Raw genomic sequence first — 12,126 nt, 5'->3', positions numbered from 1 at the left:
TTTGGCCTGGATGGCATTCTTTTGCCAGGCACAGGATAAATATTCAGGTAATAATTATCGCCAGTTTTTGGGGAAAAACTATTATTTCGGTCTTTCCTTAAGCCTTAATAATTCTACCTATAAATTGTACCGGTCAAATTATTTTATCAGGCAAGACAGTTTGTTAGTGACTGAATCATTAAAAAACCCGGGTTTTTCTGTTGGGATCATCACCAATGCCAAATTTGGAGATCACTTTGATTTTCGTTTTATTCCTACTTTTTCTTTTGCCAATCGAAATATTAGGTACAATGACCGGGTAAGTGAGATCGATCGTCGTATAGAATCCACCTTTCTGGAGCTACCCCTCCACATAAGATTTACCTCCCTACCCTATAAGGACATGAAAGTTTTTTTGGTAGGTGGTATTAAATATTCTTATGACATTTCCAATAAATCGCGCACCAAAAAATTTGCTAGTTTAATCAAACTGACCCCGCATGATTTTTCCGCCGAAATCGGGGCAGGCATGCAATTCTTTTTCCCTTATTTTATATTCTCTCCCGAGATCAAATTTTCCCAGGGAGTGGGAAATATCCTGATTTATAATGGTAACAACTCTGAGTCGTCTGTGCTCGAAAAAATCCTGTCCAGAGCGTTGACGATCTCCTTTAATTTTGAAGGTTAAGTCTATAATGTTCAGTTTTTTTGACCATTTCTGGAAAGGCTAGATTAAAATGTATTGCCAACTCAGGATATAGCCTGTTAAAATCAATCTCCGCCTGATCAAAATGATTCGGAAATCTTGCCCTCTTTTGCAAATAACCAAAGGTGGTGGGTATCAAGGCAGCTGACTTATACAATGATAAAAAATCATTGGATATCATTCGATTTACCCTACGTATGATTATTTCATCTTCCAGTTCTTGAAGGTTAGCTTCGATACTTTCATACATCGTAGATTTAAATAAGTCAAAAGACCTATCAGCGTAAGCGGCCCAATGGTCGACTAAAAGATAATCGTAAAACATGTCTGCCACCACAGGCGCATATTTGCCTTGAGTTTTTCGCAAAAGTCCGATTGATGATCTGAATACCTCATTGGTATCAATGGATAGATCAATAAATTGATGAAATTTTATACCAGACACTACATCAGAAGAAAGATGAGTTATTTGATTTGGTTTTATAAAATCGGCTATTAAATTGCCCAATAAGAGGTGGTGGTCATTACCTGTTAAAAATAAATGAGAAAGGTGATTCATACATTATACACTGCTCTTAACCATTTTAATTTGAGGCTAGCAGGATCAACCTGCATACATATAAACCGTTCAGATATTGAAAAAGTTGTCTTCAAACTTTAGCAGGATCTGGCTAAACTTATAAGATATGGGCTCAATCAGGGTTGTAAGATGTACATTTGCACCTCAAAAAAGTAAAAATATGCCCTTAAGAGGAGGAATCGTCGGCTTACCAAATGTAGGCAAATCAACTTTGTTCAACGCGCTGACTTCCGGCAAAGCGCTCGCTGCCAACTACCCTTTTGCCACTAAAGATCCTAATATAGGGATGATTATGGTCCCGGATCCGAGGTTAGACGAGCTTGCCAGGATAGCTCAGCCCCAAAAAGTGATCCCAAATACCATTGAAATCGTAGACATAGCCGGGCTCATCAAGGGAGCAAGCCAGGGTGAAGGCTTAGGCAATCAATTTTTGGCAACCATTCGCGAGGTAGAAGCTATCGTGCATGTGGTCAGGTGTTTTGAAGATGACAATGTGATCCATGTAGATGGCTCAATAGACCCTGCCCGGGATAAAGAGATCATAGATATAGAGCTCTTATTTAAAGACATGGAGACACTTGATAAAAGGATTGAGCGATTAAAAAAACAAACGAAGGGCTCGAATAAAGATGAAGCGAGACAGCTAGAGATCGCCCTGGAGCTCAAAAAACATCTTGAATTAGGCAAGGCTGCCAGGCTTTTTTCTTGTGAACCTAAGGACCAACCGCTGGTAGATGAGCTTTTCCTATTGACTGGTAAACCCATCGTCTATGTTTGCAATGTAGATGAGCCGTCCGTCCATACCGGAAACAAGTATACTAATGCACTCAAACAAGTCATTGATGCAGAAAATAAAATAGCCGGCCCACATGCCCAGGCTGAAATGATATTGATCAGTGCTGCGATAGAAGCTGAAATTGCTCAGCTGGATACCAAAGAAGAACGCAAAGAATTTATTGAAGCCATTGGCCTTGATGAGCCCGGAGTAAACAAAGTGATTAGGTCTTGTTACAAATTACTCAATCTCATCACTTACTTTACCGTAGGAGAAAAAGAGGTCAGGGCCTGGACGATTCATAAAGGCGATTTGGCACCGCAAGCAGCCGGAGTGATCCATACTGATTTTGAGAAAGGTTTTATTCGTGCCGAGGTAATGAACTATGACGATTACACCAAATACGGTTCAGAGTTGGCAGTCAAAGAGGCCGGCAGATTGATGGTCCAGGGTAAAGAGTACGAAGTCAAGGATGGGGACATCATGCACTTTAGGTTTAATGTGTAATAAATTTTTATAAGGCTAGGTTTTTTATCTTGGGCCTGAAAAGAAAAATTTCGAACCCAATGAACAAAAAATCGGATTCAAATGTAGCAGTTGAAGCTAGAGAGATTTTTATGCCGGATTGGCCTGGTGATATTCATTCGTTAAATGCTGCAAACAAGGTTCAACCTCAGATTACTTGCTCAAAATCAATCATATAGCCAGTCCAACCTTATAGCGAAGGTCATTTTTGCCATCGTAGAAATCCTTAAAAAGATGTTCCAAATAATCGAGGGATATTTTGTTACTTTGATAATAAAGACAATATTGGGTCTTTATTCAAGCTAGAACTTCAAAATGGAACTCAACAAATTCAGCAAACATGTCACTCAAGACCCCTCACAGCCTGCCGCACAAGCGATGCTTCATGCGATAGGGCTTTCTGATCGGGATATGAAAAAGCCCCAGATAGGCATAGCCAGTACAGGCTGGGAAGGGAATCCCTGTAATATGCACCTCAATGGGTTGGCCGCCAACATCAGGGATGAAATCAATAAAAAAGATTTAATAGGTTTGGTCTTTCATACGATCGGTGTCAGCGACGGAATCTCGATGGGTACAGATGGCATGCGCTATTCCCTACCCTCGCGGGACATCATAGCAGATTCCATAGAAACCGTAGTTTCTGCACAATGGTATGATGGTTTGGTGACCGTCGTAGGATGTGATAAAAACATGCCTGGTGCATTGATGGCCATGGCCAGGCTTAATCGCCCATCGCTTTTAGTGTATGGGGGCACGATAGCTCCTGGCATATATAAAGGCAAAAAGCTGGATGTGGTCTCGGCATTTGAAGCATTGGGCCAAAAAGTGAAAGGAGATATTACTGAAGCTGAATATCAGGAAGTGATCCACCGTGCAGTACCTTCATTTGGTGCTTGTGGAGGAATGTATACTGCCAACACGATGTCTTCCGCCATTGAGGCTATGGGCATGGCATTGCCATTTAACTCGTCCAATCCTGCTGCTTCTCCTTCTAAAAAATTAGAAGCTTCTGACATAGCTACCACCATCGATTATTTGATCGGTCATAACCTGAGACCAAGTGATATCATCACCTGCGAATCTTTTGAAAATGCGATGACACTGATCATGATCTTGGGTGGGTCGACCAATGCGGTACTTCATCTGATCGCGATCGCCAAAGCAGCCGGAATAGATCTTACCATTGATGACTTTCAGCGAATCAGTGACAAAACTCCTTTTCTGGCTGACCTCAAGCCAAGTGGTAAGTATGTCATGCAGGATCTGCATGAGATAGGCGGCACGCCTGCAGTCATGAAAATGTTGTTGGAAGCAGGCAGACTGCATGGTGATTGTATGACTGTCACTGGTAAAACCATTGCGGAAAATTTAAAAGATGTACCAAGTTTGTCCATTGATCAAGACATCATCAGACCCTGGTCCAATCCAATAAAACCTACAGGTCATCTTCAAATATTATACGGCAACCTCGCAGAAGGCGGAGCAGTGGCCAAAATCACCGGCAAAGAAGGTGAGTTATTTGAAGGACCTGCCCACGTATTCGATTCAGAACAAGATCTTAATCAAGCAATTATAGATCAAAAGATCAAAGCTGGTGAAGTTATTGTCATCCGCTATTGTGGTCCCAAAGGAGCACCCGGCATGCCGGAAATGCTCAAACCAACGAGTGCATTGATGGGTGCAGGATTGGGCGACAAAGTGGCACTGATCACGGATGGCAGATTTAGTGGAGGTACCCATGGTTTTGTGATCGGGCATGTTACTCCGGAAGCACAGGATGGGGGCAATATAGCACTGGTAAAAAATGGCGATATTATCAAATTGGATATCGCCAACAATACGATGGATGTGCTTTTGACTGAAGCACAACTGGCTGATCGCAGGCGTCTGTGGGACAAACCAGCATTAAGAGCTACCAGTGGAATACTTAAAAAATATGCCATGACCGTTTCTTCTGCCAGCGAAGGTTGCGTGACAGATCAATTTTAAAACAAACTCATCTCCTTTCATTTAAATTATCATTATATGTCTACCTTGATTCAGGAGAAAAAAAATGCAGAAACTGCAGATAGTACAGATCGTCAGATCAGTGGTTCTGAAGCAGTATTGCTTGGTCTGATTGCTGAGCAAACTGAGGTTATATTCGGATATCCCGGAGGAGCCATTATGCCAATATATGATGCTTTGTATCATTTTAATGATCGGCTGGAACACATCCTTGTCAGACACGAGCAAGGTGCCATCCATGCCGCCCAAGGCTATGCCAGAAGCTCTGGCCGTACAGGAGTGGTTTTTGCCACAAGCGGGCCTGGTGCCACCAACCTGGTGACTGGCCTTGCAGATGCCATGATAGACAGTACCCCTTTGGTTTGCATCACAGGACAAGTCTTTGCCCACTTATTAGGTACAGATGCCTTCCAGGAAACAGATGTGATCAACATCACTACACCAATCACCAAATGGAATTATCAGGTCACTGACGCCAGTGAGATTTCTGCTGTACTGGCCAAAGCCTTTTATATAGCTAAGACTGGTAGGCCCGGCCCTGTGGTCATCGATATCACCAAGAATGCCCAGTTGCAAATGATTTCAAACTCAAAGTATGTAAAGTGCAAACATATAAGGAGTTATCGTCCAAAACCAGTCATAAGAAAAGAATACATTCAAGCAGCTGCCACTTTAATCAACGAGGCAAAACAACCTTTGGTTATTTTTGGTCAAGGGGTAATCCTCGGTAAAGCCGAAGCAGAATTTTCTGCTTTTTTAGAAAAGTCGGGCATCCCTGCTGCCTGGACCATATTAGGTATGAGTGCGATACCCACTGATCACCCAAATGCGGTTGGTATGTTAGGGATGCATGGTAATTATGGCCCAAACTTGCTCACCAATGAATGTGATGTGCTCATTGCTATCGGTATGAGGTTTGATGACAGAGTGACCGGCAGATTGGATAAATATGCCAAACAAGCTCAAGTCATTCATCTTGACATCGATCCTTCCGAAATCGATAAAAACGTAAAAACCACTGTGCCGGTGTGGGGTGATTGTAAAGAGACTTTGCCCTTACTGACCCAATTACTTGTTCAAAAAAAATATCCCGAGTGGTTTCAAAGATTTCATGAGTGCACCAGATTAGAAACAGAGAAAGTTATTTTTGACGAGCTCAATCCGACCAGTAATGAGCTGACGATGGGCGAAGTCATACAACAGCTCAATATTCTTACTAAGGGGGAGGCCATCATTGTCACCGATGTAGGCCAACATCAGATGGTGACCTGCAGATATGCTCAATTTAAAAAATCAAAAAGTAATATTACTAGTGGTGGTTTGGGGACCATGGGTTTTGCTTTGCCTGCAGCCATCGGCGCTAAATATGGTGCCCCGGAGCGTGAAGTAATAGCGATTATAGGTGATGGTGGTATTCAAATGACCATCCAGGAACTTGGCACCATTATGCAGTTTAAACCAAATGTCAAAATAATCATCCTGAACAATAATTTCCTGGGTATGGTGAGGCAATGGCAAGAATTATTTCATGAAAACCGGTACAGTTTCGTCGCCATCACTAGTCCTGACTACGTGCAGGTCGCAAAAGGTTATTACATTCCGGCTGCCTCTGTCTCACAGCGGCAAGATCTGATACCCGCTTTGACCACCATGCTAATGAATGAAGGAGCCTATTTATTAGAAGTGATGGTCGGTAAAGAAAATAATGTATTCCCCATGGTGCCACAAGGCAAAGGCGTATCCGAAGTCGTGCTGTGTAAAGAGGATCTTCAAATAAAATAAAAATTGATTAATGGACAAGCCTGAATATACATTGACCGTCTACACTGAAAATCAAGTAGGGTTACTCAATAGAATAGCGATTATTTTCTCCCGCAGGAAAATAAATATTGAAAGCCTCAACACCTCTCCAAGTGAAATTGATTCTGTACACCGGTTCAATATCGTCATCACTGAAAATGAAGAGGTCGTACGTAAGCTCTGCCGGCAAATTGAAAAACAAGTAGATGTACTGAAAGCATATTACAATCGAAATGATGAAATAGTCTGGCAGGAAATGGCCTTATATAAAGTGCCAACGCATATTATAGCAGCAGAAGTACAAGTAGAGCGTCTGCTAAGTCTTTATGGAGCCAGAGTAGTAGTCATCAGGACAGATTACACCGTATTTTCTGTCACTGGTCAACGGGAGGAGACCGACAAAATGATCAAAATCCTGGAGCCCTATGGCCTGATCGAATTTGTACGAAGTGCCAGAGTGGCGATCATCAAAGACAGCGAGGGATTTCATAGGAAACTAAAAGAATTTGAGTCCCACGAGCCTGGAGAAGATGCTGCTGAAAACGAATTCCTAAACCAGCAAGACAAGATATTTTCTATGTAATCAGATCTTTTAAAAATTTTAAAATAAACACTAAACTTTAATAAATGGCAAAACTAAACTTTGGCGGAGTAGAAGAAAATGTAGTTACCCGCGACGAATTTCCACTGGAACATGCACGGGAAGTGCTTAAAAACGAAACTATTGCGATTCTTGGTTATGGTGTGCAGGGTCCCGGACAGGCCTTGAACCTACGCGACAATGGTTTTAATGTAATCGTAGGTCAGAGAAGCAATTCTCCTACCTGGGATAAAGCAATACGGGATGGTTTCGAGCCAGGAAAAACGCTTTTTTCTATCGAAGAAGCAGCTCAAAAAGGAACCATCATCCAATATTTGCTTTCTGATGCCGCTCAAATAGCTGCATGGCCAACGATCAAACCTCATCTGACCGCGGGCAAGGCTTTGTATTTCTCTCATGGCTTTGGTATCACGTATAAAGAAAGGACCGGCATTATTCCTCCTGCGGATATAGATGTCATACTTGCTGCCCCCAAAGGGTCAGGCACTAGCTTGAGGCGTATGTTTTTGCAAGGTCGTGGACTTAACTCCAGCTTTGCCATTTTCCAGGATGCTACTGGTAAGGCCCGGGATAGAGCTATTGCGTTGGGTATCGGTATTGGATCCGGTTATCTTTTTGAAACTACTTTTCAGCGAGAGGTATTCAGTGATCTGACCGGAGAACGCGGCACCTTGATGGGAGCCATTCAAGGAATCTTTGAAGCACAATACACCGTCCTTAGAGAAAATGGGCACTCTCCCTCAGAGGCATTTAATGAGACTGTAGAAGAGCTCACTCAAAGTTTGATGCCGCTCGTAGCAGAGAATGGTATGGACTGGATGTATGCCAACTGTAGTACCACCGCTCAGCGTGGCGCCCTGGATTGGAAAAATAAATTTAGAGATGCCACTGCGCCGGTTTTTAAAGAATTATACGCTTCTGTGGCGCGCGGAGACGAAGCGCAACGTTCTATAGACAGTAACAGTCAACCTGATTATAGGGCTAAGCTCGAAGTCGAACTGGCTGAACTCAGAGATTCAGAAATGTGGCAAGCTGGCAAAGTGGTTCGAAGCCTTCGACCAGAGAAACAATAAGAATTTGATTAGTTTAACGATTTGTATGATTAGGTAGATGGGGTTCCAGATTGATCTGGAGCCCCTTTTTCTTTTAGCTTTGCTAATTTCGGAAGTGGACCATATTTACATTCCCTTCTTCAGGAGATCTTTTACAGCAGCAAAAGCACGATTCATCCTGGGTATCGATTCATGTTGCACATAAGGATTTTCAGGATGATGTTTTACATAATCTTGATGATAATCTTCTGCTAACCAAAAGGTTGCAACGGGTACCACTTGAGCGGCAATAGGTTTTGAATATTGACCTTTTATAGAAGCAATATAGTCTTCAATAATTTTTTTCTCCTCACTATTCCTGTAAAAAGCGATCGTTCTATATTGAGTACCATGATCAGGACCCTGTCCATTCACTTGTGTTGGGTCCTGGGCAGCAAAAAACACCCGGACGAGGTCTTTAAAACTTACCTGCGAAGGATCGTAAACGACTTCAACTGACTCGGCATGACCGGTCATTCCTGAACCCACTTGCTCATAAGTAGGATTTTTCTCCGTGCCACCTGCATAACCTGAAACCACTGATTTAACTCCTTTGATGTTTTCGAACACAGCCTCCAGGCACCAAAAACAACCAGCTGCAAATACTGCCTTGGAGTTAGTTTGAATCACAGCATTCTTTACAAATTGGAGTGCGACCCCATCCATACAATACCTGAGACCCGTAGGCTTTGGGCCATCATTGAATACATGACCCAAATGAGCGTCACAGCGGGCGCAGGAGATTTCATCCCTGACCATACCTTGGGAGTTATCCATCGACACCTGGAGGCTGCGACTATAAAAAGGGGCATAAAAACTAGGCCATCCTGTACCAGAATTAAATTTTGTTTCAGAAGAGAATAAAGGATTTTTACAGCTAAGGCAGATAAATACCCCTTTATCGTGATTATCATTGAGGGGACTTGAAAAAGGTCTCTCTGTGCCCTGCTCCCTGGTTATATAATATTGATCGGCAGTCAGGATTTTTTTCCATTCTGCTTTAGATTTGACCACTTTTTCCGTCCAGGAAGTATCGATATCGGAATTGACGATTTCGTCGAAGTGTTCATGGGCGGCCATTGCAGCGTCAGAAGTATTTGGAGCGGACCCATTTTCACTGCATTGTGACATGTTCGCTAATAGCATGAGGATTAATAACCAGTTATTCATAAGATGTTTTTTTTTGATTTCACGATACAAATATCGCAGGATGTTATCACACAACTATCACAAATCTTAAAAGAATACCGCTAAAGATTATTACTATGTTAGAGATCAAGCTTATTCCTGGAGTTTTGCTTAGACTCCAAATCAAGAGAACACACATAAAAAGCATATCTGAATTTTAAGAGGAGGTCTGCCAATCAGAATTCTTTTGAGATCTCACCTGTACATTTGCATCCTCCCTCAAACCAGGTCACGACCATGATGGCGTGATTTTATAAGATTCCTCAAATTAAATTATTATTAAAAATCCGTCCAGGCCCGACCGCTGCTTACCGTCTTGACCCACATTCAATTACCTTCAGTCGGTACAAACTTACATTCTATAGATGATCCTTGTCCATCGCCCAAACTAATAGTACCTTTGCCGCCTTTAATCAAATACATGGATCGTAATAATATTATTGGGTTTGCCCTGATCTTCGTCGTCCTCATGTTGTGGTCGTACTTTAATACCAAGCAAACACAACAACAGCTGGTACAAAAACGAATTCAGGATTCAATAGATATGGTACAGGCCAGAGAAGACAGCCTCAGAAAGCTCATCCTCAATCCCGAAGCCGCTACCATAGAGGCCACTACCCCATCTGCTACGAATGGAGTGGTTCCGGTGACCCATCTACCAACAAGTATCTTCAACACAGATTCTGCAGCAAAACCTGGTGAATACATTTTAGAAAATGATGTAATAAAACTAACATTCAACAGCCTGGGTGGTAAAATCACCAAAGCAGAATTGAAGAAGTATTTTAAGATGGTAGAAATGAAAAAAGGGCCTGATCTCAAGACCCCACTTTACCTGCTGGACAATCCAAGGAATGACTGGAACCTTCGATTTGAGCTCACTGGAGCAGCTGTTCAAACCAAGGATATTGTATTCAAAGTTGAAAATCCAACAGCTCATTCCATAAAATTTATGGCCAGTACGGCCTCCGGCCAACAAATCATCCAAACTTATAATCTTGGCAATAGCTATTCTATAGATTATACCATTGATGCCCCTGGTCTGAATGCCCTAATGCCCAACCCTACTGCGACGCTCCAATGGCAGAATATCCTGGACGCCAAAGAAAAAGGAGTTGCATACGAAAAGACACGTACGACTACTCATTACAAACCGCTAAATGAAAGAGAAGAACACTTGAAGTTTGGTGGAGATGATGAGGAGGCTTATGCCGGGGCAGTTAAATGGATTGCCAATATTCAACAATTTTTCAACACCTCCATTATCGCTGACCAATCATTTAAAAATATTAAGGTCGCTGCGGTACATGCTCAAGATCCGACCGAATACCTGGCCAAACTCAATACTTCGGCCGATATCTCTCTGGCAAACAATGAATCGGCCAAACTCAGGCTTTTTATCGGTCCAAACGAATATAAACTTCTTGAAAATCAGGGAAATGACCTGGAAGATATCATCGCTTTTGGCGCCAGTATTTTGGGCACTGTCAATCGATGGATTGTACGACCCGTATTCAATTTTTTATCAGGATTTTTCTCAAATAAAGGAATCGTCATTTTGTTGTTGACCTTTATCGTTAAGTTGATCTTGTTTCCATTGAGTTATAAAATGCTCCATTCTCAGGCAAAAATGGGTGCCCTCAAACCAGAGATGGCTCACCTTAAAGATAAATTTAAAGACGACGCCCAGGGCATGCAGGTGGAATCCATGAAGATGTACCGTGAGTATGGTGTCAACCCATTGGGAGGTTGTCTTCCTATGGTGTTGCAGATGCCCATTTGGCTTGCTCTCTACCAGTTTTTCCCTGCTTCGATCGAATTTCGCCAGTCTAGTTTCCTGTGGGCCAATGATCTTTCTTCCTATGATGTATTTGCCAAATTACCGATGAAATTACCATTTTATGGTTCGCATGTCAGCCTATTTACCCTAATCTGGGTAGTGTCTACCTTGATATTTACCCACTATAGCACCAAAGACCAGGATTTTTCTGTCAATCCTGCTATGAAATATATGCAGTACCTCATGCCCTTATTTTTCTTATTCTTTTTCAACAATTCTGCATCCGGATTGACTGCGTATATGGCATTTAGCAACATTTTGAACATCATTCAGACCGTAGGCGGCAAAGCTTTGTTTTTTCCTTTACCTAAAATGCAAGCGGAACTACAAGCTTCACGAAACAAACCCAAGAAAAAAGGAGGATTTCAGGACCGCCTGGAATCTATGATGAAAGAACAACAGCAAAAATTAGATCAAAAAACAAAACAAGGTAAAAAATGATCTCAAAGTCGTTTTTATTTATCACCTGTGTACTGGTTTTATTTTCATGCTCTGCTACCCAAAAATCAGCACAGTCATCGCCTCCAACCCAGCAAAATCCTTCGCCAGTTATTACTACTCAAGTGACCCCACCAAAACCTGCCATTAAAACCTCCATATCTGATACGATACCTCCTCCAGCATTTAAAATTGATACTTTGATATCTTTTTCTGCAGGAGCTTGTGTGGGACATTGCCCTGTGTACTCATATACTATTCTTAATGACGGATCTGTGAGTTGGCATGGCCAAAATTATATTACCCGAATAGGCAATTTTATTACCAAACTCCCTCATGATAAAATTGAAGTTTTAAGTCAATGGATATCAGAATATGCTCCACAGATGAGTGCAGAGTATCCCAGGTCCAACGATTTTATACCTGATTTCCCCCTGACAAAGATTTATCTCAAAAATAAGCAGACCCCTAAATCCATTGTCGTCAATCACTCCGCACCTACTGAGCTAAAAAATATGCTTTCGAAGGTCGAATCCTGGCTGGAGCAGACTGAGTGGAAAACTATTTCCAATTGATTTGGAAAGCAAGATAGG

General features: G+C 42.1%; 10 protein-coding genes. 8 read left to right on the top strand and 2 right to left on the bottom strand.

The window, feature by feature from the left end; all coding sequences use genetic code 11:
- Positions 1-10 precede the first annotated feature (10 nt).
- On the top strand, positions 11-667 hold the full coding sequence (locus IPJ09_03680) for an outer membrane beta-barrel protein (protein MBK7370534.1): 657 nt from the start codon (positions 11-13) through the stop codon (positions 665-667).
- Here IPJ09_03680 and IPJ09_03675 read toward each other — a convergent pair.
- Positions 651-1,244 carry a DUF479 domain-containing protein gene (locus IPJ09_03675; protein ID MBK7370533.1) on the bottom strand — a complete coding sequence of 198 codons (594 nt, stop codon included), beginning with the start codon at positions 1,242-1,244 and terminating at the stop codon, positions 651-653. The genes IPJ09_03680 and IPJ09_03675 overlap by 17 nt on opposite strands.
- 181 nt (positions 1,245-1,425) lie before the next feature.
- On the opposite strand from IPJ09_03675, the gene ychF reads away from it, so the two are divergent.
- The 5 genes from ychF (at position 1,426) to ilvC (ending at position 8,049) form a co-directional block, all read left to right on the top strand.
- On the top strand, positions 1,426-2,547 hold the full coding sequence (gene ychF, locus IPJ09_03670) for a redox-regulated ATPase YchF (GenBank protein MBK7370532.1): 1,122 nt from the start codon (positions 1,426-1,428) through the stop codon (positions 2,545-2,547).
- 333 nt (positions 2,548-2,880) lie between these two features.
- A complete protein-coding gene (ilvD, locus tag IPJ09_03665) occupies positions 2,881-4,557 on the top strand; it encodes a dihydroxy-acid dehydratase (GenBank protein MBK7370531.1) in 1,677 nt (558 codons plus the stop codon).
- A gap of 36 nt (positions 4,558-4,593) precedes the next feature.
- Positions 4,594-6,357 (top strand): biosynthetic-type acetolactate synthase large subunit, encoded by a 1,764-nt coding sequence (gene ilvB, locus IPJ09_03660; protein MBK7370530.1) that lies wholly within the window; start codon positions 4,594-4,596, stop codon positions 6,355-6,357.
- 10 nt (positions 6,358-6,367) lie between these two features.
- Positions 6,368-6,958 carry an acetolactate synthase small subunit gene (ilvN, locus tag IPJ09_03655; GenBank protein MBK7370529.1) on the top strand — a complete coding sequence of 197 codons (591 nt, stop codon included), beginning with the start codon at positions 6,368-6,370 and terminating at the stop codon, positions 6,956-6,958.
- Between the two features lie 44 nt (positions 6,959-7,002).
- Positions 7,003-8,049, top strand: coding sequence for a ketol-acid reductoisomerase (gene ilvC / locus IPJ09_03650; protein MBK7370528.1), 1,047 nt, complete (start codon positions 7,003-7,005; stop codon positions 8,047-8,049).
- A 105-nt stretch (positions 8,050-8,154) separates the two neighbouring features.
- Here ilvC and IPJ09_03645 read toward each other — a convergent pair whose 3' ends face one another.
- A complete protein-coding gene (locus tag IPJ09_03645; protein ID MBK7370527.1) occupies positions 8,155-9,237 on the bottom strand; it encodes a bifunctional methionine sulfoxide reductase B/A protein in 1,083 nt (360 codons plus the stop codon).
- A 439-nt stretch (positions 9,238-9,676) separates the two neighbouring features.
- On the opposite strand from IPJ09_03645, the gene yidC reads away from it, so the two are divergent.
- Positions 9,677-11,536, top strand: a complete 1,860-nt coding sequence (gene yidC, locus IPJ09_03640; GenBank protein MBK7370526.1) for a membrane protein insertase YidC — start codon at positions 9,677-9,679, stop codon at positions 11,534-11,536.
- Positions 11,533-12,108 carry a hypothetical protein gene (locus IPJ09_03635; GenBank protein MBK7370525.1) on the top strand — a complete coding sequence of 192 codons (576 nt, stop codon included), beginning with the start codon at positions 11,533-11,535 and terminating at the stop codon, positions 12,106-12,108. The genes yidC and IPJ09_03635 overlap by 4 nt, the downstream gene beginning before the upstream one ends.
- The last annotated feature ends 18 nt before the right edge of the window (positions 12,109-12,126 follow it).

This window comes from Saprospiraceae bacterium, from assembly GCA_016709995.1.
Lineage (GTDB): Bacteria > Bacteroidota > Bacteroidia > Chitinophagales > Saprospiraceae > JADJLQ01.
Note: the sequence above shows the minus strand (reverse complement) of the source record. Positions and strands in the feature narration are given on the sequence as shown.

Coding starts and splice junctions, on each gene's coding strand:
- IPJ09_03645 (MBK7370527.1), bottom strand. CDS start 9,237: ATGAATAACTGGTTATTAATCCTCATGCTATTAGCGAACATGTCACAA.
- ychF (MBK7370532.1), top strand. CDS start 1,426: ATGCCCTTAAGAGGAGGAATCGTCGGCTTACCAAATGTAGGCAAATCA.
- ilvC (MBK7370528.1), top strand. CDS start 7,003: ATGGCAAAACTAAACTTTGGCGGAGTAGAAGAAAATGTAGTTACCCGC.
- IPJ09_03635 (MBK7370525.1), top strand. CDS start 11,533: ATGATCTCAAAGTCGTTTTTATTTATCACCTGTGTACTGGTTTTATTT.
- IPJ09_03675 (MBK7370533.1), bottom strand. CDS start 1,244: ATGAATCACCTTTCTCATTTATTTTTAACAGGTAATGACCACCACCTC.
- ilvN (MBK7370529.1), top strand. CDS start 6,368: ATGGACAAGCCTGAATATACATTGACCGTCTACACTGAAAATCAAGTA.
- yidC (MBK7370526.1), top strand. CDS start 9,677: ATGGATCGTAATAATATTATTGGGTTTGCCCTGATCTTCGTCGTCCTC.
- IPJ09_03680 (MBK7370534.1), top strand. CDS start 11: ATGGCATTCTTTTGCCAGGCACAGGATAAATATTCAGGTAATAATTAT.
- ilvB (MBK7370530.1), top strand. CDS start 4,594: ATGTCTACCTTGATTCAGGAGAAAAAAAATGCAGAAACTGCAGATAGT.
- ilvD (MBK7370531.1), top strand. CDS start 2,881: ATGGAACTCAACAAATTCAGCAAACATGTCACTCAAGACCCCTCACAG.